We start from the raw sequence: 26190 nt of genomic DNA, 5'->3' as shown, positions 1-26190 counted from the left end.
TTTCCTTTAAAATAATACTGTTTCATTATAACCAAACTCTAATAAAAAATCAGGTACAATCGTGACTTTAAGAATAAAAAAATAATTTAATAAATAGGAAAAAAAGTGACTCTTTGGATTGAAAAAATACAAAATGCTAAATCTCTTGAAGAGCTTGAAAATTTAAGAGTTGATACTCTAGGTAAAAAGGGTGTTCTAACAATAGAATTTACAAAAATGAAAGATATTCCTGCAGAAGAAAAGAAATCATTTGCAGAAAAATTAAATTTACAAAAAGAACAAATAACAAAAGCACTTGATATCAAAAAAGTTGAACTTGAATTTGAAGCTTTAAACAAGAAATTAGAATCAGAAAAAATAGATGTTACAAAATTTAATAACGAGCTTTCTTGTGGTGCTTATCATCCAGTTGCTGAGACAATGAATAGAATAGTAAACTATTTTTTAAATTTAAATTTTGCAGTTGAAGAAGGACCTTTAGTAGAAGATGATTTTCACAATTTCCAAGCGTTAAATTTACCAGAATATCATCCAGCAAGAGATATGGCAGATACATTTTACAATAAAGATTACACTTTACTAAGAACTCATACATCTCCAGTGCAAATAAGAACTATGCTAAGCCAAAAAGCTCCTATTAGAATGATCGCGCCAGGAACTGTTTTTAGAAGAGATTTTGATATAACTCATACTCCAATGTTTCATCAAATAGAAGCACTAGTTGTAGATGATGCAGATAAGATATCTTTTGCTAATTTAAAACATGTTTTAGTTGAATTCTTACAACATATGTTTGGTGAAGTTGATGTAAGATTTAGACCTTCATATTTCCCATTTACAGAACCATCTGCTGAAGTTGATATTTCATGTGTATTTTGTAAAGGTGATGGTTGTAGAGTATGTTCACAAACAGGATGGTTAGAAGTTTTAGGTTGTGGAGTTGTAGACCAAAATGTTTTTGATGCAGTTGGATATAAAGATAAATCAGGTTATGCATTTGGTTTAGGAATAGAAAGATTTGCTATGTTAATTCATAGTATTGGAGATTTAAGATCACTATTTGAAAGTGATACAAGATTATTAGGACAATTCAAATGATAATTACAAGAAAATGGTTAGAAGAATTTATAAATATATCGAATATAAGTACAGATGAAATCTGTAAAACTTTAAATAGTATAGGTTTAGAAGTTGATAGTTTAGAAAGAAATACTATTCCTGAAAAAGTAGTTGTTGCAAAAGTTTTAAGTAAAGAAAAACATCCTGATGCTGATAAATTAAATGTTTGCCAAGTTGATATAGGAAATGAAGTTACTCAAATTGTTTGTGGGGCAAGCAATGTAGATGCAGGACAAATTGTTGCTGTTGCAACTATTGGAGCTGTTTTAGGAGAAGATTTTAAAATAAAAGCAGCAAAATTAAGAGGAGTTGAATCTAATGGAATGATTTGTTCTTCAACAGAACTTGGTCTTCCTAAAATAAATGATGGAATTATGATTCTTGATAATTCAATAGGAGAACTCACTTTAGGTAAAGAGTTAAAGGATTATCCTACTTTAAATGATGATATTATAGAAATAGGTCTTACTCCAAATAGAGGTGATTGTTTAAGTATTTTAGGAATTGCGAGAGAACTTAGTGCATTTTATGAAATCCCTTTAAATGAATTAGACAAATATATACATTACAATGAATCAAGTATTGGTCAAAATTTTAAAATAAATTGTGACAATAAAATTAACTCTTCTTTAGTTTTTAAAGCAGCCGATTTATCTGGTTTCAATTTAGATCTAATTAAAAAACTAAGATTATCTACTATAAAAAAATACGAAGAGAATAAAGATATAAAAAATATTTTAAGTTATACTACACACTCTTGTGGTGTTATTTTAAATGCATATCCAAAATCAAAATCTTCTATTTTAGAAATTAAAAAAGATGATAATGGTTTTGATACAATCTATTTTAATTCACAAATTTTAAGTAAACCTTCTGTTTTACAAAATAATTTCGAAGAAGTAGAAAATGAGTTTTTACTTGAAGCATCTTATGTAAATCCAGAGTTAATTTCAAAATTAGTATTTGATAAAAAAATAAAAACTTCAGATGTTTTTTATAAATCTTCAAGAGGAAGTGAACCAAATATTAGCCTTGGATTAGATTATTTGTCAAACCTTATTTCAAAATTGGGTGGAACTTTATATAAAGGTTCTATTGATTATATTGATGATAAAGAAAAGTTATTTGTTGATGCAAATATAAAAAAAATAAATTCTATTATTGGTCAAGAAATTGAAAAAAATGAAATTGAAAAAATTTTAATATCTTTAGGTTTTGAAGTAAAAGAACCAATTGAAGATACACTATCAATAAAAGTTCCATATTATAGACATGATATAAAAAATGTTGCAGATATTACAGAAGAGATAATTAGAATAATTGGTATTGACAATATAAAATCAAAACCTCTTTGTATTGATGAAGTAAATAGAGTAAATAAAACTAGCTTAGATTTACTAAAAAAGAACAAAATTAGATGTAAAGCAGTTGAAAATGGTTTTTTTGAAACTTTAACTTATGTATTTACTTCTAAAGAAAATTTAGTTAAATATGGTTTTAAAACTGTAAAAGAAGATTTGGAAATTGTTAATCCTATTGTAAAAGAATTAAATACATATAGAACTACTTTGTTACTAAATTTAGTCGAAGCTTGTTCAAATAATTTTAAAACAGGTGGAAGAAAAGCTAGTTTCTTCGAAATTGGAACTATTTTTGACGAAAATAGAAAAGAGAGTAAAAAAATTGCATTTATTCATAGTGGTGCTGCTGAACAAGAAGATGTTAGCAATGCTGGTAAGCCAAAAAATATGGATTTTTTCTCTTTTGCTAAAAAAGTTTTAAATACAATTGGTGAGTTTGAATTAGAAACAATGCAAAATATTGATAATAAATTTATACATCCATATCAAAGTGCAAATATAATTATTGATAATAATATTGTAGGATTTATATCAAAACTTCATCCTAGTGTTGCTAATGATTATGATTTAAACGATACATTTGTTGCTCAAATAGATTTTGAAGCAGTTAAAAATGATTTAACAAAAGCTTCTTCATATTCTAAATTTCAAGCTTCAAGAAAAGACCTAAGTATTATAGCTCCTAAAAATCTTGAATTTAAAGAAATTAAAAAAGCTATCAATTCATTAAATATTTCTTTAATTAAACAATTTAATTTAATTGATATTTATAGTGATGAGAAATTAGGAGAGTTTGAAAGTTTAACTATTAGATTTACACTTCAAAGTAATGAAAAAACTTTAGAAGATGAAGATATCAATTTAGTTATCAACTCTATTTTAGATATTTTAAATAAGAAATTAAATATTACATTAAGATAATAAAAAAGGAAAAAAGTGGAAAATTTTAGCATAAAAAAATTATCAAAACCTTTTGATATAACAATAGAAAATATAGCAAGTGATAAATCAATCTCACATAGATGTGCGATGTTTTCACTTTTTTCTAACCAAACATCATATATAAAAAACTATTTAACTGCTGAAGACACTTTAAATACTTTAAAAATAGTTGAACAATTAGGTGCAAAAATTGTAAGAAATGGAAGTGACGTTGAAATAACTCCTATTGACAATTTAGTTGAACCAAATGATATACTTGATTGTGGAAATTCTGGAACTGCTATGAGACTTTTTTGTGGTTTATTAGCAAGTGTAGATGGAAGTTTTGTATTAACTGGTGACAAGTATCTTAGAAGTCGTCCTATGAAAAGAGTTGCAGATCCATTAAGAAGTATTGGAGCAAATATTGATGGAAGAGAAAATGGAAATAAAGCCCCTCTTTTTATAAGAGGAGTAAAAGATTTAACTCCTTTTACTTATATTTCACCTGTAGACTCTGCTCAAGTTAAGTCAGCTATGATTTTAGCCGCATTAAGAGCAAAAGGAATTAGCAAATATAAAGAAAATGAATTAACAAGAGATCATACAGAAAGAATGCTTTGTGGAATGGGAGCCAATATTTTCACAGATAGTGAAGGATTTATAAATATTGAACCACTAAAATCTCATTTAAAACCTTTAAATATAACTGTACCTACAGACCCATCAAGTGGATTTTTCTTTGCTGTTGCAGCCGCTATCTCTAAAAGATCAAGAGTTGTTATTAAAAATGCTTCTTTAAATCCAACAAGAGTTGAAGCCTATATAATACTTCAAAAAATGGGTGCTATTGTAAACTTTATTGAAAAAGAAAATGTATATGAGCCTATTGGAGATATTGAAGTAATTGGAAATGAACTAAATGGCGTTGAAGTAAGTGAAAATATCTCTTGGTTAATAGATGAACTACCTGCTCTTAGTATTGCTATGAGCTTAGCAAAAGGAAAATCTATAGTTAAAAATGCAAAAGAGTTAAGAGTAAAAGAAAGTGACAGAATTAGTGCTGTTGTAAATAATTTAAAACTTTGTGGAGTTAACTACACTGAATTTGAAGATGGGTATGAAATAATAGGTGGAGCATTACATAAAGCTACAATTGATTCTTTTGGAGACCATAGAATTGCTATGAGCTTTTCAATTGCAGGACTTAATTGTGATATGGAAATAAATGACACAGATTGTATAAACTCATCTTTTCCAAACTTCAAAGAAATTTTGGATTCATTATATTAAGGATAAACTTTGAAAATAGAACTTGCTAGTAACTATGGATTTTGTTTTGGAGTAAAAAGAGCCATAGATATTGCACAAAAGTATGAAAATAGTGCAACAATGGGTCCACTAATTCATAATCAAGATGAAATTAATAGACTAAAAAATGATTTTAATGTTGGACTTTATTCAAATTTAAGTGATGTAAAACCAAATGATACTGTAATCATAAGAACTCATGGTATTCCGAAAAATGATTTAAAAGAACTTAGAAAAAGTGCAAAAAAAGTTATAAATGCAACTTGTCCATTTGTTACAACTCCTCAAAATATTGTAAAAAATATGTCTAAAGAGGGCTATTCAATTCTAATTTTTGGAGATTTAGAGCATCCTGAGGTGAAGGGTGTTATGTCTTATGCAGCTGATTTAGAAGATGTTCATGTTGTTTTATCAGTTAAAGATTTAGAAAAAATAATATTTAAAAATAAGAAAATTGCTTGTGTTGCACAAACTACAAAGAAAAAAGAGTGCTATTTGGAAATAATAAATGCTTTAATTCTAAAAAATAAAGAAGTTAGAGTATTTAACACAATATGCGATGCAACTTTTGAAAATCAAGATGCGGCTAGAGAGATTTCAAAAAAAGCTGATGTAATGATTGTAATTGGTGGAAAAAGTTCATCAAATACAAAACAATTACACTCAATTTGTCTAGAAAATTGTAAAGATTCTCACCTAATAGAAAATGAAACTGAACTAGAAAATTCATGGTTTAAAAACAAAGAATTTTGTGGAATAACTGCTGGTGCAAGTACGCCTGATTGGGTTATCCAAAAAGTGATTGATAAAATTGAATCATTCAAATAGAAAATTTAAGCCACATTTTTGTATAATCGTCCAATTTTAAAAAAACTGGTAAACAAGAAGGTATAAAATGCGTATGGATGATATTGATTTAGGTGAAGACTTTGATTTTGAGCAAATGCTTAATGAGTCTTTTGAGCAAGCAGAAAATAATTCTGTAGTTGATGGTGTAATAGTTGAAATTAGTGCTGATAGAGTTTTAGTTGATGTTGGACAAAAAATTGAAGGTTTACTGCCAATATCTGAAATTACAGTTGCTGGAGAAATAAAGTATAAAGTGGGTGATACAATCCCTGTTATGCTTATGGGAAATAGAGGTGAGAGACCTAGTATTTCACATAAAAAAGTTTTACAAAAAGAGAAATTTGATAACTTCATCAAAGCTCATGGAGAAAACTTTGAAGATGTAGTAATTGAAGGTAAAATTGTTGGAATCAAGCAAAGAGGTGGTTTCACAATTGAAGATGCTGATGGTTGTGAATATTTCATGCCACTTGCACAATCTTACATGAAAACTATTGGAGCAATAGGTAAAAACGTTAAAGCTAAAGTTTTAAAAGTAAATAAAAATCAAAACTCAATTATTGTTTCTAGAAAAAAATTAATTGAAGAAGAAAAATCTGTAAAAGATAGTAAGATTTCAGAAATTTTAGAAAACAAATCTACAATAAATGGAACAATCAAAAAAATAACTTCTTATGGAATGTTTGTTGATTTAGGTGGAATTGATGGTTTAGTAAACTACAATGAAATATCATACAAAGGTCCTGTTAATCCTGCAAACTACTACTCTGAAGGAGATACAGTTTCTGTTGTTGTTTTATCATATGATAAAGCAAAACAACATTTAAGTCTTTCTATAAAAGCTGCTTTATCTAATCCTTGGGAAGATATTAAAGATCAATTAGAAGTTGGTGATACAATTACTGTTACTGTTTCTAACTTTGAATCTTATGGTGCATTCGTTGATTTAGGAAATGATATTGAAGGTTTACTACATATTTCTGAATTATCTTGGAATAAAAATATAAAAAATCCAAAAGAGATTTTAAATATTGGTGATGAAATCAATGTTGAAGTAATCGAATTAAATATCGACCAAAAAAGATTAAGAGTATCTTTAAAAAATCTTCAAGAAAAACCATTTACTAAATTTGTAAATGAGCATAAAGTGGGAGATGTTATAAAAGGTAAAATTGCTACTTTAACTGATTTTGGAGCTTTTGTAAGTATTGGAAATGTTGATGGTTTATTGCACAATGAAGAAGCTAGTTGGGAACCAAATGCAAAATGTAAAAACCTATTCAAAAAAGGTGATGAAGTAGAAGTTAAAATAATTAAAATTGATAGAGAAAAAGAAAATATTTCACTTTCTATTAAGGAAATAGCTGAATCTCCTGCTAAAAAATTCCAAGATGCTTATAAACTTGGTGATATTATTACAGGTAATGTAAAAGACATTAAAGATTTTGGTTTATTTATAAAACTTGAAAACAATCTTGATGGATTAATTAGAACTGAAGATTTTGGACCACTAAAAGCTGACGAAGTTAAAATTGGTGATGAAGTTAAAGCTGTGATAATTAATATTGATACTAAAAAAAATAGAGTTAGATTATCAGTTAAAAGATTGGAGCAACAACAAGAAAGAGAGATGTTAAAGTCGGTGAATGATGACTCATCTATGACTTTAGGTGATATTATTAAAGACCAAATAAAATAATTAGGAATATTTTGATGAGTAAACATACAATTGTAGTTTGTGATCATATTCACGAAGCTGGATTAAATATTTTAAAAAACTGTGAAGACATAAATTATGTTTTTGCAGCTGATATTGATAAAGTTAAATTATTAGACGTTATAAAAGATGCTGATGTTGCAATTACAAGATCATCAACAGACGTTGATGAAAAGTTTTTAAATGCAGCTGTTAATTTAAAAGCAATTATTAGAGCTGGTGTAGGTTATGATAATGTTGATATTGATGGTTGTAGTAAAAGAGGAATAATTGCTATGAATGTTCCAACTGCAAACACGATTGCTGCAGTTGAACTTACAATGGCTCATATGCTTTCTTGTATGAGAAAGTTTCCTTATGCTCATAATCAATTAAAAATTGATAGAGTATGGAAAAGAGAAGATTGGTATGGTAATGAACTTTATGGAAAAAAACTAGGTGTTATTGGTTTTGGAAATATTGGTCATAGAGTTGCATTAAGAGCAAAAGCTTTTGAAATGGATGTAATTACATACGATCCTTATATTCCAAGCACTAAAGCTACTGATTTAGGAATCAAATATACAACTAACTTTGATGATATCTTAGCTTGTGATATTATTACTATTCATACACCAAAAAACAAAGAAACAATCGATATGATTAGTTTTGATGAAATTAAAAAAATGAAAGATGGAGTAGTTTTAATAAACTGTGCTAGAGGTGGATTATATAATGAAGAAGCACTAGTAGAAAACTTAAAATCTGGAAAAATTGCAATGGCTGGTATTGACGTATTTAAAAAAGAGCCTGCAATAAACCATCCTTTACTAGATTTACCAAATGTAACTGTAACAGCTCACTTAGGAGCGAATACAAAAGAATCTCAAAAAGAGATATCTATTCAAAGTGCAAATAATGCAATTGAAAGTGCTAGAGGAATTTCATATCCAAATGCTTTAAATCTTCCAATTGATGAAAGTAAAATTCCTACTTTTGTAAAACCATATATTGAACTTACACAAAAAATGGCATTCTTACTAGCTCAAATTAGTAAAAGTGAAATAAGAGCGATTGAAGTTAGTGCAGAAGGTGAATTAGGTGATTATGTAGACTCTTTACAAACTTTTGCAAGTGTTGGAGTACTTAATGTTAGCTCTGGAAACAGTGTAAATTATGTAAATGCAAATTTTATTGCAAAAGAAAAAGGTATTGAATTAAGTACTAAAAGTTCTGCAAATAGTAGCGGTTATAAAAATAAAGTTACGATTAAAATAACAACTCCTAAAGGTGCAAAAACTATTTCAGGTACAGTATTTGGTGAAGATGTACAAAGAATTGTTGAGCTTGATGGTTTCGTTATTGATGTTGAACCAAAAGGTAAAATGATTATTATGAAAAATAAAGATATTCCAGGTGTTGTTGGAAAAGTTGGAAATATCTTAGGAGAAAATAAAATCAATATCTCTGACTTTAGATTAAGTAGAGGAAAAGAAGGAACTGCTTTAGCTGTTATTCTAATTGATGAAAAAGCTAACTCAAAAGTAATTAGTGATCTTGATAGCTTAGAAGCAAGTATAGCTGTTGCTTCTGCAGAAATATAAGGAGTAAATATGGCAATAGGAATGAGTGAATTAAAAAAAGGATTAAAAATCGAAGTAGATGGAATTCCTTATAAAATTACAGAATACCAACATGTAAAACCAGGTAAAGGTGCTGCATTTGTTAGATGTAAAATTAAATCATTTTTAAATGGAAAAGTTATTGAAAAAACTTTTCATGCTGGTGATAAATGTGAAGTTCCAAACTTACAACAAAAACAAATGCAATTCTTATATGATGATGGTGAGTTATTACAATTTATGGACACTTCAACTTATGAGCAAGAAGGTTTGACTTATGAGCAAGTTGGAGATGCTTTTGATTGGATAATTGACGGAATGCAAGTTGACATGATGTATTTCAATGGAAAAGCTATTACAGTTGAGCCTCCAATGGTTGTTGAATTAAAAATTGTTGAAACACCACCAAACTTTAAAGGTGATTCACAAGGTGGAAGAAAGCCTGCAACTTTAGAATCTGGAGCTGTAGTTCAAATTCCATTTCACATTTTAGAAGGTGATGTAATTAGAGTAGATACAAGAACTGGTGAGTACTTAGAAAAAGTAAAATGAGTTTTTGTTTGAAATCTTTTTAAACCCAAATCTTTTTAAGGTTTGGGTTTTTTTATGTCTATTTTGAAGAAGTTGCTATTAAAACATCTTCCATAATTTTTGTAATATCTCCATCAAGTATAGCATCAACATTTGAGTAACCAATATTACTTCTACTATCTTTTACCTGTTGATATGGCTGAAGAACATAAGATCTAATTTGATGCCCCCACCCTATTTCACTTTTATCGCCTGTATCTTTAGAAGCTCTTTGTTTTTCAAGTTCGAATTCATACAATTTAGATTTTAACATCTTAAAAGCACTATCTTTATTTTTGTGTTGACTTCTGTCATTTTGGCATTGAACAACTATTCCTGTAGGAATGTGAGTAATTCTTATAGCACTTTCTGTTTTATTTACGTGCTGTCCACCTGCACCGCTGGCTCTGTATGTATCAATTCTAATGTCTTTATCTTCAATTACAATATCAATATTATCATCAATTTCAGGGCTTACCATAACAGATGTAAATGATGTATGTCTTTTAGCATTTGAATCAAAAGGTGAAATTCTAACAAGTCTATGAATACCATTTTCTGTTTTCATATAACCATAAGCATTTTCACCTCTAATAATAAAACTTACATCTTTTATACCGGCTTCATCACCTGCTTGATAATCAAGTAACTCAACTTTAAAATCATTTCTTTCAGCCCATCTTAAATACATTCTATACAAAATAGAAGCCCAATCCTGTGATTCAGTACCTCCAGCTCCTGGATGAATAGTTACAATAGCATTTAAAGCATCATCTGGATTTGAAAGCATTACTGAAATTTCAGTAGATTTTATTAAATCTTCTAAATCACTAGCTTCTTCATATAAAAGTTCTAATGTATCTTCATCATTTTCACCATAAGCCATTTCATAAAGTTCATTTGTTCCATTTAAAGAATCAAAAGCTTTGTTAAACTTATTTAGTTTTCCTAAAATTCTATTTTTTTCTATTCCTATTTTACTAGCGTTTTCTACATCACTCCAAAAGTTTTGATCTTCTTCAAGTTTAATAATCTCATCTAACCTAGTTTTTAACTCATCTGGTTTTAGAATTCCTTTTATATTGTTTAATTTTGTATTTAATAGTTTTAATAGCTCAGAATACTCGTAAGCGTCCATATTATTCCTTTTGATTTTGAAAGATTTTATAAAAAGAGAGTTTAGATATTTAAATAAAAGGTATATAACCTTTTATTTTTATTGAATACTGTCTAAATAAGCTTTAATACCTTTAATAGTTTTATCATTTAAGAAATTAATATGTGAAGGTCCATAAACAGAGCTTGCTTTTTCTCCAACACCTAATTTATAATCTTTTAAAGCTTCTTCCATCTGTTCAATAGTTAGATCTTTAAGTTTTGAATTACCTTTTCTAACTTCACCTTTTGCTCCATGGCAATTTTGACATTGATTTGTATAGATTCCTTGAGCATCAATTTTTGCTTCTTTAATTTCTTGCTCAACTTTTGCTTTCTCTTCAGCAACTTTTTTTGCTTCAAGCTTAGCCATAATATTTGCTTCCATTTGCTCTTGGCTAATTGAACCACCAGCAACAGCACCACCTGCTACCATAGGAGCAATTTTTGCATGATCAGGAGATTTTAAAATATATATAAAACTCATACCTTTTGGAGTTTGAGTAATTTTAATATCATCTACACTCCATCCCTTTGCTTTCATATCATTTATTGAATACTTTCCAGCACACTCCCCACCATCAAGTGCAATAGATTCAATTGTTGCCATTGAAGAGTGGCTCTCCTTAAAGCACATTGTAGTGCTTGCAAAACTTGATGTTGCTAAAAGTAAAATAGACGAAATAACCGCTTTTTTCAAGATAAAATCCTTTGTTTAAAATACAAAATTTTATCATAAATTTTATTAATAATCTTATAGAGTCATCTATTACAAATAATTTTAAAATTACAATATTCACAAATTGATTTATCATCCGTTTTAACAAAATTTATTTTTGTTTTTGATACTTCTTTAATTTCATCAAATATTGAGCTTAAAAGTTCTAACTTTTTATCTAAAGTAACTTCTTCTTTCAATAAATTATCATATAAAGAAAAATAATATGCTTTTATATTACTTGCTTTATAAAGTTCTTTTGCACCTATATAATAAAATTCCAATTGAAAATCATGACTATTTTCATATGTTTTATCTGTATCAATAGTAAGATTCTTTGATGTTTTATAATCTATTAATTCATAAATATCGTTATTTAAATCTACTCTATCAATAATACCGTTTATAGATATACCATTAAAATTAGTTGCAAATACTTTTTCTAAATCAATAGTTTTGATATTGCTTCTTGTTTCTTCAAACTCTAAAAATTTATAAAGTTTTTCTCTATAAACTTCTAAATCCAAAATCAAAAAAGGATTTGTTTTTTTATATTTCAAAAATAAATTATCTAAATTTTCTACTGTTTTATCTTGGCTTTTAATTAACTCTTCCAATATTTTATGAATTACACTTCCTAACTCAAAATTTTCAGGAATAACCGATATAGAATGTTTTTTGATTTTTAAAATATTTTCTAGATAAAATTTTCTTCTACAATCTAAATATCTTTTCAAGCTACTTGCAGACCATGAAATTTTAGTCAAATCTATATTATCTTCAATAATTTCATCACTATAGTATAAAATATTATTTTTATACAAAATATCTTTATAAGCCTCATCATTTGTTTTTAAATCAATCTTTTTATCAAATAATTCATTTGCAAATCTTGAAATTTGTGAATTTTGTGAATTTACAAAAGATATAAAAACATATTTTGAATTATCTATCAGTCTTTTATAATAGTACTTTTGTAAATTTTCTCTATCAAACTTTGTTGGAAGTTCTGATAAAGATTTTAACTTTGTAGATAAAAACTTATCTTTTGTTGAAATCTTTGGAATATATTCATCATTAAAATCACAAATAATTACCGCATCAAAATTTATTAATCTTGTTTCTAGTACTCCCATTACTGTAATTTTTCCTGAGTTTATATCATCTAAAGTTATTTTTGATAATTTTTGTAAAAATATTTTATAAACATCTTTTAATTTTAATTCAAAATTACATGAGAATAGTACAACTTTTAATTTAAAAATTAATTCATCATATTTTTCAATTAACTCATTATCTATTTCATCATATTTTATATACTCTGCTATTTGTGTGAATTTATCTTCTGAACATTGTTTATTCCAAGATAATTTAATATTTTCTTCAACAAACTCCCTGCTAACTTTTAGAAACTCTAAATTTTCTATGTTTTTTATGTCATCTTCTAATAAAAAATTATATATTACGTTAGCTTTTTGATATAAATTCTTGTTTAAAATATTTTTACCCATGGCAAAATTAAAATATTTTTCATTATCAAAAAGTTCTAACTCTTTTGCAAAATTTTCATCAGGTAATACTACTGCTATATTTTCAGGATTTATCCCCTTATTAGCACAAGAAACAATTGAATGCTTAATATAAGAAATTTGATTTAATCGAGATGCAAAAGCTTTAATATCAATATTTTCATTTATTTTTGTTATTGAATCTGAATACTCTAAAATTTTTTTAGAAAGATTAAATATATATTTATAATTTAGTTTCAAATCTAAATTATAATCTTTAAATATTTGTAATGATTTTTGATTATAGATATTTGAATAAAACTCAATATTTAGATTAACATTTTGAGAAATTTTATTTATAATTTCAAATTCTAATTTTGTAAAATAACCTTCAAAATATATAGTTATATTTTCAAAAAGTTCTACAAAATCTTGATTAATTATATAATTCTCACGTAAATTGACTCTATCAACAAAATTATTAATTTCAAGTAGCTTTTTGTAATTTTCCAGAACTTCATTTAGAATTGATAAATGTTCTAAATAGAATTCATAAGTATCTTTTGTTTTTATATCTTTTATTTCAATATCTTCACTAGATATTTCTAAAAAAAATCTATATATATACTCACTTTGAGATAAAAATTTTGTAAAGTTTGAACTTATACCTAATTTTTTAATATCGACTGTCTTAACAGCTTCACTTAAAAGAAGGGTTCTTTGCTCTTCATCACAATAAATTTTATTTTTGAAGTATATAGATTTTTTTAAGAAATCATCAATTGTCATATAGCTAGGTAAAAGAGTATTTAGACTTTTCTGTTCGTCTAAATAACCCCTTATAGCTCTTTGTGTAGGAAAAATTAAAAGAGTTTTTTTACTTAGCATTTGTTTTTATAAATATAAATCCTGTTTTATCTTCAACTTTAAAACTCCCTGTAATAATCCAGTTTGTTGGTTCAGTTAAATCAAAATTTGTACTATATATATTTTTTTCATTGCTAAAGTTATCATTTTTTAAATTTATATCACTTTCATTAGACATTGTTTTTGTAACAATTAAATCTATATTTGATTCAACTTTTTGATTTGTATTTTTATCTAAAATAAAAACTTTTAATTCATTTTTACCAACATTTAAAATATCTTTATGATTTGAATATTTTTCAATAACTCTTTGTCCATATTTAATATCTTCTGTTGTAAGTGGGAAAACTTTTCCATTTAAATCAAATTGAAGAGTATATTTTTGTAAAAAATCAATGTTAGAATTCATTATATCATTATAATTATCATCAACATATTGATATTTGTGCATAAAACTTTTATCTTCTATAACTGGAGCTTGAGTAGCCTTATATATAGTCCAAATAATCATTGAAAATACAAAGCTAAATATTCCTATAAAAAATAAAGGCCAATAATTTCTTTTGTTCATACTATTTTCTCTTTTTTAAAACTGCATAAGTATATGCTAATAATCCACTTATTACTAAAAAGTAAACAAAAACTCTCCAAATTGTACTAGAAACTTTTCCTTCATTACCTATATTACTTTCTAAAACTATATTTTTAGAATTAGCTAACGCATCTGCAATAGCAGAGTAACCATTTAATGAAGCTGCACTAATTTTTGAAGGCAATGTATTTTTATCTTTTGATGCAAGTAAAGGAACAACATAACCATTTAGTATATCATTTTTATCTATTATATTTTTTAAACTATCACTAAAATATAAATTAACATGAGTTTCTTCTAATGAAACTGTCAAAATAACATAAGGATTTTCAAGATTCTTTATAATATTTTCTTCATATGATTTTATAAATTGTATTTTATCTTTTGTTGGTGTATTTGGTTCTATTCCTAGAGTACCTTTTACGTATAAATATATATTAACACCTAATTTAGATTTTACTTCATTACCAATTTGTAGTATTTTTTCTTTTGCTCTATTGTCAATTAGCCCATCGTCAGTAATTATATAATTTTGTGCAAAACTGTTTGTATATAAAAAAAGTAGAAGTGATACTATCACCCCTACTTTTAAGAAATTTAATCTTTTCATTTAGCCAACATAAACTTTTGCTGCATCAAAATATGCAAAATATAAAGTTAATCCAGCACTAACTAAAAGTAAAACACCAATAATTTTATCCATCTTTTACTCCTTTTTCTCAGAACCAACTAGTTGGTATTGTGTGTGATTGTCAGCACTGTTCATTTTTAAACCATGTAAATCTTTATTTATTTTATAAAAATTTGTTGCTTCTCTATTTTGAACCACAATAGCATTAACTGTTAAATAAGCTAAAATAGAAAGTAATAATGCAACAGCAATAAAATAACCAATTAACCCATGTAAAGAGAAAACACCTCTTTCATTATTATTCATTTGTGTATTTCCAGCCATTATTTATCTCCTAAACTTCTTAAGTATGTAGCAACTGCTTTTTCTTGAGTTTCATTTAATCTTTCATTAAAGCTCGGCATTTGCCCGATAAGACCTTTTTTACCCTCTTTTAATACAGCAGTTACAATAGCATCATCATAAACTTTGATATTTGGACCTACCATAGGCATTCCCTCTCCAGTTTCACCATGGCAACCTGCACAAGTTGCAAATGCTGCTGGTTGCTCACCTTTAAATCCATTTGCAACATAAGCTGAAACATCTGCTATATCTTTATCATCTTGTAACATCATAGGAGGCATTCCTGCTGGAAAAGACTGAGTAAAGTTATTCGCTCCATTTCTTATTACATATTCAACTTGTTCTTTTGACATTCTTTTTGTTAAATTTTGAGCTTTCCCATTTATTCCCTCAGCATCAACTCCATGACAAGGTGCACATTGAACTAAATACACAGATTGACCCATAGCTTTTAAAGTGTCTTCAGATGGATTAACCCATTTTTGTTCAAATTTTTTGTTGTACTCATTTGTCTCTTCATTCCATTGACCAATTTGAGAAAATCCTGTAACTGGATAACCAACAGTCATATACCAGAACATCCAAATTATTGTTCCAATAAATGCTAAAGCCCATCCTGTTGGAACAGAGTTTTTATACTCTCCAATTCCATCCCATCTTTCGTCAGCTAGTTCACCACTTGCTGTATCATTTTTCATCTGATTAACATATTTTAATACAACAAATGTGCTAATTGTAATAATAGCCGCTGCTCCTAAAAACGTTAATGCATTAATATAATCATCACTAATAAAAGCATCACCTGCAACAAAGTAAGTTCCTGCCATTAATGCGATGATAAGAATTATTCCACCTATAACCATAGATTTCATCTTATTTCTCCTTATTACCTATAACTTTTTTTTGTTCTCTTTCTTCAAGAGGGCTAGAAACACTTGAGTCATCATGTACAAGTTTAGAGTATTTCTCAAAATCCCTCTCACCTTTTTTATCTCTTCTATAAATAGAAAAGGCATACGAGTAAAATAGAACAAATACTATTAAAATCAAAAAGAATTTAACATAACCTTGTAAATTTACTAGTGTTTCATAATCCATTTTAATACCCTATTTTAAAGAATTTAAATATGCAATTAATGCAACAATTTCAGGAACTTGACCGTTAGCAACAGCTTGCTTAACTTTCTCATCTTTCATATTTTCTGCAATAACTTTTGCCTCTGCTAATGCAGCTGCTTTAGCTTCTTCCCATGAACCAAGTTTTGGCATACCCTCTTGATCATATGGAGTATTAAATACAGTTTTAACTGTTACAGCCTCTGCGTAAGCAGTTTCTATATCAGCTATATTTGAGAATTGATGTTTGTATGCTGGCATAATACTTCCAGGAACAACTGCTTTTGGGTCCCACATATGGTTTTCATGCCAATCTGTAGTTCTATAGTTACCAACTCTCATTAAATCTGGTCCAGTTCTTTTTGATCCCCATAAGAATGGTCTATCATATGCATACTCACCTGATAATGAATACATACCATATCTATCAGTTTCTGATTTAAATGGTCTAATTAATTGTGAGTGACATGCATTACAAGAATCTTTAATGTAAACATGTCTACCTGCTAATTCTAGAACAGAGTATGGTTTCGTACCAACTGTTGGTCTAGATTGTTTTGCAAAATCTGGAATTACTTCAATAATCCCTGCAAATGCTACAAATACAAATACTAGTACCGCAAAGAAAAACGGTCTTTGTTCAAACCAATGAAACATTTTTTCTCCTTTCTTAAGCAGCTACTGGAGTTGCATTTACTGGCTCTTTATCAAGAACTCTTCCACATCTAATTGTTTTATAGATATTGTAAGCGAAAATAAAGAATCCAATTAGGTATAGTAACCCACCAACCGCTCTAATCGTATAATATGGGTGCAATACAGTAACCGTATCAATAAACGAATAAACTAAAGAACCATATTCATCATAAGCTCTCCACATCATACCTTGTGTAATACCTGCAATCCACATAGATGTAAAGTAAAGAACAATTCCAACTGTTTGTAACCAGAATTGAGTTTCCATTAAAGATTTAGAATATAACTCTCTTTTATACATTCTAGGAACCATATGGAATAATGCAGCCATAATCATGAATACAACCCATCCTAAAACTCCATCATGTACGTGACCTGGGATCCAATCTGTAAAGTGTGCAATAGCATTAACAGATTTAATAGATTGAATTGGACCTTCAATTGTAGATAACATGTAGAATGTTGAAGCTAAAACCATAAACTTAATTAAAGTATTAGATTGTAACTGATTCCACTCACCTTTCATAGTTAAAAGCATATTAATTGCAGATCCCCATGATGGTAAAATTAAAACTACTGACATTACAGAACCCATAGTTTGCATCCAATCTGGAACAGTTGAATAAATTAAGTGATGTCCACCTGCCCATAAATAAACAAATAATAATCCCCAGAATGCAAGAATTGATAGTTTATAAGAATAGATGTTTTGTCCAGACTCTTTTGGTAAGAAATAATAAATCATTGCAATGATAGGTGTAGTAAATACGAATGCAACAGCATTGTGTCCATACCACCATTGAACTAAAGCATCATTTGTACCTGAATACATAGAAACAGAGTGAATCCATGAACCATATCCACTTACTAGTGCAGTTGGAACTTCCATGTTATTGAATAAATATAACATTGCAATAGCAATAAAAGTTGCAATAAAATACCAAATAGAAATATATAAAGTTCTTTCTCTTCTAATACCGATAATACCAAAAATAGAAATACCCCATAAAACCCACCAAACTACAACCATAATATCTAATGGCCACTCTAATTCTGCGTACTCTTTTGATGTAGTAATACCCATAAACAAAGTTACAACAGCTAAAAGAATTGTAATAAAATATAAAACAAAGTGTAACTTAGCAATTGCCATTAAAAAAGGAGACTCTTTTAATGAAACTTTTAATACTCTTTGAGATACATAGTACCAAGTTGCAAAAATACCACTTAGGGCAAAACCAAATGCAACACCATTTGTGTGTAAAGGTCTTAATCTACTAAATGTACCGTATTCTCCTGCTAAATAATTTAGCTCTGGAAAAGCTAATTGAAAAGCAAGTACAACACCAATTGTCATACCGATGATACCAAACAATATTGTTGCAAATGTAAAGGCTTTTGCAACTGAGTAGTCATACTCAATTTGTGCACCGTTTTGCATCAATTTCCTCCTACAAATTTTATATACAAGTCACAAAATGTCACTCATTAGGCAAAATCATAGCTAAGAAAAACTTAAACTAAACAAAAAAATTAACAGTTAATTAACGATTAGTTGCAGATTTGTTATATTTTTTAAAGAAAATTTAAGATAGTTTTTATCTTATTTATATGTTTTGAGAGCTTGTTCAGATTCTCGTTTTAAAGATTTTTCTTTTAAAGTTTCTCTTTTATCATGTAATTTTTTACCTTGAGCAGTTGCTACTTCAACTTTAATCATATTTTTATCATTAAAATATAATTTTGTACAAACTAAAGTTATTCCTTCTTTTGTAACCTTTGCATACATTTTTCCGATTTGTTTTGAATGAAGTAATAATTTTCTAGGTCTTCTTTCATCAGGTCTATAATTAACATTAGTTGTACTTAAGTGTGATATATGAGCATTCAGTAAAAAGACTTCACCTTTTATAATTCGAACAAAACTATCTTTTAAGTTTACTCTACCTTCTCTAATTGCTTTTACTTCACTACCTTCAAGCATAATACCAGCTTCAAGAGAATCTAAAATCGTAAAATCATGGAATGCTTTTTTATTTTTAAATACTAAATTCTTTTTAACTTCTTTTTTTGACATCATAAAACCTTAAAAAATGAACTACCACTACCACTAAAAAACCATTTTTCTTTTTCAAATTCTTTTAAACCTGGATTTAAACTTAAAGCAGATTCATACAAATCATTAGCTTCTTTTATAGAAAAACTTTTTAATATATCTTTTGAATTTGTAGCGAAAAGCTCTTTAGCTTTTTCTTTATCTAATTCTTTATAATAATTTTCTCTAAAAGTTTTGTAAATTAAAGCTGTATTACAAAGAATATTTGGTGTAACAACTTCTATTTTCAAAGGTTCTTCTATAAATTCTTCAACAATTTCACCAATTCCACTAACATTTGCACTGTCATATTCATAAATAAAGAATGGAATATCAGCACCTATTTTAGCACCTATTTTAGATAATTCATCTTTTGTTAAATTTAAATTGCAAATATCATTTACCATATTTAAAAAAGTTGCACAATTTGAACTACCACCACCAAGTCCGGCAAATTCTGGTATTTTTTTATCAATTTTTACAATATATTTTTTAAAAAATTCTCTAACAATTTCATATTTTTCTAATTCTTTATACGCTTTATAAACTGTATTCTTTCCCAAAGAACATGAAAAATCACCTATTAAAGTAAAACTATCTACACTCTTTTCTATAAAACTAACTTCATCATAAAGATCTTTTACGAGAACAAATCTAGATGCTAACAAATGATAATTATCTCTAACACCAACTATTTTTAAAAAAATATTTACCTTTGCAAAAGACTTCTTAACCATTATTTACCTTATATTTTTTTACTTTATTTAATAGATATATAACCTCATCATCAATTATTTCTATTATAGAAAAATAGTTATCTACTTCTATTATATATTTTCCATTTTCTTTAATCTCTAAATAATTCTTTGATATCTTTTTCCCAAAATCTAACCATTCTTTTGTACCAGAATAGTTATTTTTAGGTAAATCTATGTAATCTAAAGGATTTAAATCTTTATGATTTTCAAATTTAAATTTTCCTTCACAAATTCTCTCTAGATAGCTCAAAGTTCCTTTAAACCCTATATTTGATAAAAATATTTGTGCTAGAGATCTTATATAACTGCCTTCACTAACTGTCGCTTCAAATGTTATAAAAGGATGATTATATTGAACTAATTTTATATTAAAAATTTCCATTGAAGAAAATTCTAATTTAAAATCTATTCCTTCTCTTGCTAACTCGTAAGCTTTTAATCCATTAACTCTCTTTGCTGAAAATTTTGGTGGAATGTATTCTATTTGACCTTTAAGTTTTTCTATTTCATTTTTAATAAATTCATAATCTTGTTTTTCTACAAAATCTATCTCTTGAACTCTTTCGATATCAAATGATTCTGAGGTAACACCTAACCAAATAACTGCTTTATAAGTTTTTGGCGTTTTTGCCAAATATTTGAAAAGTTTTGCATATTGACCAAATGCAACAATTAAACACCCTTTTGCAAAAGGATCTAAAGTTCCACTAAATCCTGCTTTTTTATTTTTATAGATTCTTTTAAACTTATTTAAATAAAAATTAGAACTAATAAACATAGGCTTATTTACAACAAAAAGTTTATTTAATTCACCTTTTTCATATACTCTCTTTTGCAAATCTTACCTTTAAACCTTTTCTACAAAAGATGATAATATTTCTCTTTTTTGTCCACCAAAATTAATTGTGAGTTTATAATCTTTACCTGCATTTACAGCTTTTTCAACTCTTCCTTGTCCAAAAATCTTATGATTTACCATATCACCTTTTTTAAATCCAGATTGCTTTTCTATTACTAAACTACCTTTTACTAGTCCACTTTCAACCAAAAATCTACTCTTATTTAGTTGTGTTCTTTTCCCTTTGTAAAATCGAGAATGAACAAATGATAATGTTAAATTATCCATTGCCCTTGTTAAAGCAACATAACCCAATCTTCTCTCTTCTTCTATATCAGTTCCATCTCCAATTATTGGGAAAAAACCTTCTTCTAATCCAATAATAAAAAGATGTTTAAATTCTAAACCTTTCGAAGCATGTATACTCATCATACTAATAGATTCATTAGAGTACTCATCATTTTGACTCTCTAATGCAATTTCATTTAAAAAATCTTTTAAATCTAAATGTGGATTTTGAATAAAATAGTCTCTAATATATCCATAAAACTCATCAATATTTGCTTGTCTTTCAAATCCATCTGGTAAGTTATCATAAGAGGCTCTATAATCAAAAGTGTCTTCAAAGCTATCTAATAATCTCATTCTTGATTCATTCATTATCTCTCTTAAATCTAGAATAGAAGCTTCAAAAACTTTCAATGTTCTAGAATTCTTTTTACCTACTACTGCACTTAACTCATCTGGAGTTGAATCTTGAATTAAATCAAAAATTGAAATATTAAGTTCATTTGCTTTTTCTTCAAGTTTATCTATAGTAGTTGCCCCTATTCCTCTTTTTGGCTTATTAATTACTCTTTTTATAGAAAAGTTATCACTTAAATTTGTCAAAATCCTAAAATATGCTATTAAATCTTTAATTTCAGTTCTTTCGTAAAATTTCATTCCACCAACAAGTTTATAATTTAACCCCGCTTTATTAAATCCTTCTTCTAAAGAACGACTTAGTGCATTTACTCTAAATAATATTGCAATATCTTTTGCATGTTCTCCACTTGCTAAAAGTGATTTTATATCTTCAACTATTTTTCTTGATTCATCATTTTCATCATTTGATTCATAAACTTTTACAGAACTACCTTTATCTTTTGTTCCAACTAATTTTTTACCTAGTCTATCACGATTATGTTCTATTAAAGCATTTGCATGATTTAAAATCGTATCTGTTGAACGATAATTCTCCTCAAGTTTTACTATAGTTGCTTCATCAAAATGCTCATTAAAATTTAAAATATTTTTTATTGTAGCACCTCTCCAACCATAAATTGATTGGTCGTCATCTCCTACAACACATAAATTATTGTGACTTGTACACAATAATCTTAATAGCCTATATTGTAACTCATTTGTATCTTGATACTCATCTACCATAATATATTGATATTTTTTACTAATATCTTTTGCTAATTTTTCATTATTCTTTAATATTTTATATGGGAGAAGTAATAAATCATCAAAATCAACTAAATTATTTTTTAATAAATGCTCTTCATATAAAGCATATATATCTGCAATTTCTGTATATAATTTGCCTTGTGCTTGTGCCTTTACTTCAATTGGAGACATTATTGAATTTTTATATTTTGATATTTCACTTGATAAAAGTGCTGATGGTATATCTTTATTAATAGATTTTAAAACCCTTCTCTTATCATCACTATCTATGATTATAAAATTATTTTTTCTGTCCAACTCACTTATATGAAACTTTAAAAACAACAATCCAAATTTATGAAAAGTACACAAAAGAGGTGGCGTATTTAGTTCCTCTGAATTCAAAAGAGAATAAGCTCTTTCTCTCATCTCATTTGCTGCTTTATTAGTAAATGTTAAAGTTAAAATTGATTTTGGATCTATTCCAATAGATATTAAAAAAGCCAATCTAGTTGTGATTGTTTTAGTCTTTCCACTTCCAGCTCCTGCAAGAATTAAAAGTGGTCCATCAATATGTTGTGCTGCATCTTGTTGAGATTTGTTTAACGAGCTTAATAAATTTTCAGACATTTTTTCTCCAATAAATGTAGATTATACCATAACTTTCATAAATTGATTATTTCTCTTAATTATTCTATATATAAATAAATGTTATTATTTTGCCAATTTATTTTTGGAGACCTTAATGCTTAATGATTTTGCTAAATTAGAGACTTTTTTAACTGTTGTAAGAGAGAAGTCTTTTTCAAAAGCATCAGCAAAACTTGGAATTTCACAACCAGCTGTTACTCAGCAGATGAAATTTATTGAAGATTACTTAGATGTTCAAATTGTAGATAGAAAGAAAAATGGTATAAAACTCACAAAAGAGGGACAAATTCTTCATTCTATTGCTTTAAAAATTGAAAAATGCGTTAGTAATGCTGAAAAAGATCTATTAAAAATTATGAATAAAAGTACTACATTTGTATTTGGTGCTAGTTTTATTATTGGTAACTATATACTTCCTAGATTTCTAAATAATCTTAAAGAAAATATTAGAAATGATGTATCAATTAATGTCTCTGTATCTCATGAAGCAATAGAAGATTTACTTGATAAAAAAATAGATATTGCATTAGTAGAAAACTATATTTCAAATGATGATATTATTTATAGAGAATGGATGGAAGATGAAATAGTTATTTTTTCTAATCAAAAACTTCCAACAAAAGCTAAAGCAGAGGATTTATTATCATACAAATGGGTTTGCAGAAATCCTGAATCTAACACAAGATTATTATTTAAAGATTCTTTAGAAAAAGCAAATTATCCAGATTGTGACACATTCAATGTAACAAGCGAAGTTACAAGTGCAACTACAATTGTTCAAACAGTTCTTCATTCAGATAAAAATGATACTCCTACTGTTTCAATTGTATCAAGAAATGCTATTGAATCATTACTAAAAGCTGGGGCTTTATATGAATCTCGAATTGGTAATCAAAAAATGATTAGAAAACTATATATTGCATATAGAAAAGATAGAAAACACGACGCATTTATAGAAAATGTTGTTGACTACTTATTAAAAATGAAGTAATAAAGGGATATAAAAATCCCTTTCTGATTCTACTAATAATCTAAACCTTCTAGGAACAAAGCTTCTCTTATTTTTTTTATTTGTTTGTGTTTATCTTTACACCACATAGGCGCCAATAGTGTATCATCATCTATTCCAGCAGTTACTCTTTGAACAACTACATTATTAGGTAGGTTAATAATTGATTTTACCACTGTATCTATATACAGTTCTTCACTTATTGGTTCAAACTTTCCTTTTTTGTACTCATTTGTTAAAAGAGTATTTTTTACTACATATAAAGGATGAAATTTTATAGAATCAACATTTAAACTAATAGTCTTTCTAAATGTTTCTAGCATCATCTCTTGAGTTTCATCAGGTAATCCATAAATCAAATGTCCACAAACATTTAAACTTTTTTCTTTAGTTCTTTTAATCCAATATTCCATATTTCCAATACTATCAGCACGATTTATTTTATCTAGTGTAGTTTGAAAAAAACTTTGTATTCCATACTCTATCCAAATCTCTTTGTTTTTAGATTTTTCAACTAAAAAGTCTAAAATCTCATCTGTAACACAATCTGTTCTAGTACCAATACTTAATCCTAATACACCATCAAAACTAAGTGCTTTTTCATAAAGTGCTTTAAGCGTTGAAAATGGTGCATAAGTATTTGTAAAAGATTGAAAATAAACTATAAACTTTTTAGCACCAAATTTATTTTCTAATCTTTTTTTTGTTGCTAAAAATTGCATTTCTAATTGCTTTAATTGATTATCTAAAAAGGGGTTATATTCTATATTTGGATTTAATTTAAACTTAGTTTTTTTTTCTTGTAGATTTGGGCTAAAAGAGTCATTTTCACAAAATGAGCATCCACCATGAGCTTTTGTTCCATCTATATTTGGACATGTAAAACCTGAAATTGAAATAGGGATTTTATATACTTTTTCCCCAAACTTTTTTTTGAAGTACCGACCAATAGTCAATACTTCTTTTAATTTTTCTCTCATTATGCTTTTACGAAATAGTCTCCATCAAAACTTTCAAGAGCATAATGTCTATCATTTCCAATTGCATTTACTAGATCTTCAATTGATAAATACTCTAAACTATCAGCTTCTATAAACTTACAAACCTCATCTTTTGTCATTCTAGTAGATATTAACTCTTCTTTTGTTGGCGTATCAATACCATAGAAACATGGGAATTTTATCTCAGGACTAGCAACTCTAAAGTGTACTTCTTTCGCACCTGCTTCTTTTAACATTTTTACAATTCTTTTTGAAGTAGTTCCTCTTACAATTGAATCATCAATTACTAATAATGATTTACCTTTAATTAATGAACCCATTGGACTTAATTTCATTCTTACTTTTAAGTTTCTCATCTCTTGAGTAGGTTCTATAAATGTTCTACCAACGTAATGATTTCTTATAATTCCATATTTAAAAGGTATTCCACTTTCTGCTGAATATCCTAATGCAGCAGGTACTCCACTGTCTGGAACAGGAACAACCATATCATATTTTATTTTGCTATTAGCATCATTTCTAGCTAAAGCTTTACCCATATTTTCTCTTGTTGTATAAACATTTTTACCATCTATTACAGAATCCGGTCTTGCAAAATATACATATTCAAAAGCACATGGTCTAAATTCTGGTTCAAATAGTTGAACTGATTCTGGTTCTTCAGATTCACTAAATATTAGCATTTCACCCGGTTTTACATCTCTTATAAATTCTGCTCCAACTAAATCAAAAGCACAAGTTTCACTAGCAACTATATATCCACCACTTTTAAGTTTCCCTAAAGACAGAGGTCTAATTCCGTATCTATCTCTTATTGCAAACTGCTTACTTCTACTTTGAACTATAAAACAATAAGCTCCAATCGTTCTAGTAAGTGCTTCAATAATTCTATCTCTTAAACTATCTTTTGTATTTTTAGCAATTAGATGAATTAAATTTTCAGTGTCCATCCCTGTTTGAAAAATTGCACCTTTATCAATTAAATCTTTTCTTACTTCATCTTTATTTATTAGGTTACCATTATGAACAATTGAAATTTCACCTAGTTTATATTTTGCATAAACAGGTTGTGCGTCTAAAACAGAATCACTACCAGCAGTTGCATATCTATTGTGACCTATAGCCATATTACCTTTTAAATATGCTAATGCTTCTTCGTTAAACACCTCAGAAACTAAACCTCTATCTTTTTTTGTATATATTTTTCCATCACATGATGATGAAATACCAGTTGCTTCTTGTCCTCTATGTTGCATTGCAAAAAGCGAAACAGACGCTAATCTAGCTGCATTATCATTACCAAAAATTCCTACTATCGCACACATAT

Annotated in this window: 24 protein-coding genes; 8 read left to right on the top strand and 16 right to left on the bottom strand. The window is 27.5% G+C overall.

Going from position 1 to position 26190, the window contains the following annotated elements; translation table 11 throughout:
* Window positions 1-105 precede the first annotated feature (105 nt).
* The 7 genes from pheS to efp all read left to right on the top strand — a co-directional run bounded on the left by pheS (window position 106) and on the right by efp (window position 9431).
* Complete coding sequence (gene pheS, locus ACBT_RS02455; RefSeq protein WP_024775678.1) at window positions 106-1098, top strand: phenylalanine--tRNA ligase subunit alpha; 993 nt, start codon at window positions 106-108, stop codon at window positions 1096-1098.
* Entirely contained in the window at window positions 1095-3401 is a 2307-nt protein-coding gene (gene pheT, locus ACBT_RS02450; protein WP_024775677.1) for a phenylalanine--tRNA ligase subunit beta, read from the top strand. Before pheS ends, pheT begins: the two co-directional genes overlap by 4 nt.
* A gap of 15 nt (window positions 3402-3416) precedes the next feature.
* The gene (aroA, locus tag ACBT_RS02445; RefSeq protein WP_024775676.1) at window positions 3417-4694 is read left to right on the top strand and encodes a 3-phosphoshikimate 1-carboxyvinyltransferase; all 1278 of its coding nucleotides are present in this window, start codon (window positions 3417-3419) and stop codon (window positions 4692-4694) included.
* 9 nt (window positions 4695-4703) lie between these two features.
* On the top strand, window positions 4704-5540 hold the full coding sequence (locus ACBT_RS02440) for a 4-hydroxy-3-methylbut-2-enyl diphosphate reductase (RefSeq protein ID WP_024775675.1): 837 nt from the start codon (window positions 4704-4706) through the stop codon (window positions 5538-5540).
* Window positions 5541-5607: 67 nt separating this feature from the next.
* A complete protein-coding gene (locus ACBT_RS02435; protein WP_024775674.1) occupies window positions 5608-7260 on the top strand; it encodes a 30S ribosomal protein S1 in 1653 nt (550 codons plus the stop codon).
* 14 nt (window positions 7261-7274) lie between these two features.
* Entirely contained in the window at window positions 7275-8861 is a 1587-nt protein-coding gene (gene serA / locus ACBT_RS02430) for a phosphoglycerate dehydrogenase (protein ID WP_024775673.1), read from the top strand.
* Window positions 8862-8870: 9 nt separating this feature from the next.
* Window positions 8871-9431, top strand: a complete 561-nt coding sequence (efp, locus tag ACBT_RS02425; RefSeq protein WP_024775672.1) for an elongation factor P — start codon at window positions 8871-8873, stop codon at window positions 9429-9431.
* Window positions 9432-9489: 58 nt separating this feature from the next.
* Here the strand turns inward: efp and prfB are convergent, their stop codons facing one another.
* The 14 genes from prfB to ACBT_RS02355 all read right to left on the bottom strand — a co-directional run bounded on the left by prfB (window position 9490) and on the right by ACBT_RS02355 (window position 22832).
* On the bottom strand, window positions 9490-10587 hold the full coding sequence (gene prfB / locus ACBT_RS02420) for a peptide chain release factor 2 (protein WP_024775671.1): 1098 nt from the start codon (window positions 10585-10587) through the stop codon (window positions 9490-9492).
* 78 nt (window positions 10588-10665) lie between these two features.
* A complete protein-coding gene (locus tag ACBT_RS02415) occupies window positions 10666-11304 on the bottom strand; it encodes a c-type cytochrome (protein WP_024775670.1) in 639 nt (212 codons plus the stop codon).
* Window positions 11305-11366: 62 nt separating this feature from the next.
* The gene (locus ACBT_RS02410; protein ID WP_024775669.1) at window positions 11367-13718 is read right to left on the bottom strand and encodes a PD-(D/E)XK nuclease family protein; all 2352 of its coding nucleotides are present in this window, start codon (window positions 13716-13718) and stop codon (window positions 11367-11369) included.
* On the bottom strand, window positions 13708-14268 hold the full coding sequence (locus ACBT_RS02405; RefSeq protein WP_024775668.1) for a hypothetical protein: 561 nt from the start codon (window positions 14266-14268) through the stop codon (window positions 13708-13710). Before ACBT_RS02405 ends, ACBT_RS02410 begins: the two co-directional genes overlap by 11 nt.
* A 1-nt stretch (window position 14269) precedes the next feature.
* Window positions 14270-14899 carry a hypothetical protein gene (locus ACBT_RS02400; RefSeq protein ID WP_024775667.1) on the bottom strand — a complete coding sequence of 210 codons (630 nt, stop codon included), beginning with the start codon at window positions 14897-14899 and terminating at the stop codon, window positions 14270-14272.
* A 96-nt stretch (window positions 14900-14995) separates the two neighbouring features.
* On the bottom strand, window positions 14996-15244 hold the full coding sequence (locus tag ACBT_RS02395) for a DUF4006 family protein (protein ID WP_024775666.1): 249 nt from the start codon (window positions 15242-15244) through the stop codon (window positions 14996-14998).
* Complete coding sequence (locus ACBT_RS02390; protein WP_024775665.1) at window positions 15244-16137, bottom strand: c-type cytochrome; 894 nt, start codon at window positions 16135-16137, stop codon at window positions 15244-15246. The genes ACBT_RS02395 and ACBT_RS02390 overlap by 1 nt, the downstream gene beginning before the upstream one ends.
* A gap of 1 nt (window position 16138) precedes the next feature.
* Window positions 16139-16363: a CcoQ/FixQ family Cbb3-type cytochrome c oxidase assembly chaperone gene (locus ACBT_RS02385; RefSeq protein ID WP_024775664.1), complete on the bottom strand. Its 225-nt coding sequence runs from the start codon at window positions 16361-16363 to the stop codon at window positions 16139-16141.
* 9 nt (window positions 16364-16372) lie between these two features.
* Window positions 16373-17038: a cytochrome-c oxidase, cbb3-type subunit II gene (ccoO, locus tag ACBT_RS02380; RefSeq protein ID WP_024775663.1), complete on the bottom strand. Its 666-nt coding sequence runs from the start codon at window positions 17036-17038 to the stop codon at window positions 16373-16375.
* 13 nt (window positions 17039-17051) lie between these two features.
* Window positions 17052-18518 (bottom strand): cytochrome-c oxidase, cbb3-type subunit I, encoded by a 1467-nt coding sequence (gene ccoN / locus ACBT_RS02375; RefSeq protein WP_024775662.1) that lies wholly within the window; start codon window positions 18516-18518, stop codon window positions 17052-17054.
* A gap of 162 nt (window positions 18519-18680) precedes the next feature.
* Window positions 18681-19157, bottom strand: coding sequence for an SsrA-binding protein SmpB (gene smpB / locus ACBT_RS02370; protein ID WP_024775661.1), 477 nt, complete (start codon window positions 19155-19157; stop codon window positions 18681-18683).
* A complete protein-coding gene (locus ACBT_RS02365; RefSeq protein ID WP_024775660.1) occupies window positions 19154-19909 on the bottom strand; it encodes a 4-(cytidine 5'-diphospho)-2-C-methyl-D-erythritol kinase in 756 nt (251 codons plus the stop codon). Before ACBT_RS02365 ends, smpB begins: the two co-directional genes overlap by 4 nt.
* Window positions 19902-20768, bottom strand: coding sequence for a tRNA pseudouridine(55) synthase TruB (truB, locus tag ACBT_RS02360; RefSeq protein WP_024775659.1), 867 nt, complete (start codon window positions 20766-20768; stop codon window positions 19902-19904). Before truB ends, ACBT_RS02365 begins: the two co-directional genes overlap by 8 nt.
* A gap of 9 nt (window positions 20769-20777) precedes the next feature.
* Window positions 20778-22832: an ATP-dependent helicase gene (locus ACBT_RS02355; RefSeq protein WP_024775658.1), complete on the bottom strand. Its 2055-nt coding sequence runs from the start codon at window positions 22830-22832 to the stop codon at window positions 20778-20780.
* Between the two features lie 115 nt (window positions 22833-22947).
* On the opposite strand from ACBT_RS02355, the gene ACBT_RS02350 reads away from it, so the two are divergent.
* Window positions 22948-23844: a LysR family transcriptional regulator gene (locus ACBT_RS02350; RefSeq protein ID WP_024775657.1), complete on the top strand. Its 897-nt coding sequence runs from the start codon at window positions 22948-22950 to the stop codon at window positions 23842-23844.
* A 32-nt stretch (window positions 23845-23876) separates the two neighbouring features.
* Here ACBT_RS02350 and ACBT_RS02345 read toward each other — a convergent pair whose 3' ends face one another.
* Entirely contained in the window at window positions 23877-24842 is a 966-nt protein-coding gene (locus ACBT_RS02345; RefSeq protein WP_024775656.1) for a TIGR01212 family radical SAM protein, read from the bottom strand.
* Entirely contained in the window at window positions 24842-26188 is a 1347-nt protein-coding gene (gene purF / locus ACBT_RS02340; protein ID WP_024775655.1) for an amidophosphoribosyltransferase, read from the bottom strand. Before purF ends, ACBT_RS02345 begins: the two co-directional genes overlap by 1 nt.
* Window positions 26189-26190: the final 2 nt, after the last annotated feature.

It is taken from the genome of Aliarcobacter cibarius, assembly GCF_013372265.1.
Classification (GTDB): Bacteria; Campylobacterota; Campylobacteria; order Campylobacterales; family Arcobacteraceae; genus Aliarcobacter; species Aliarcobacter cibarius.
This window is presented reverse-complemented; position numbering and strand designations above follow the sequence as displayed.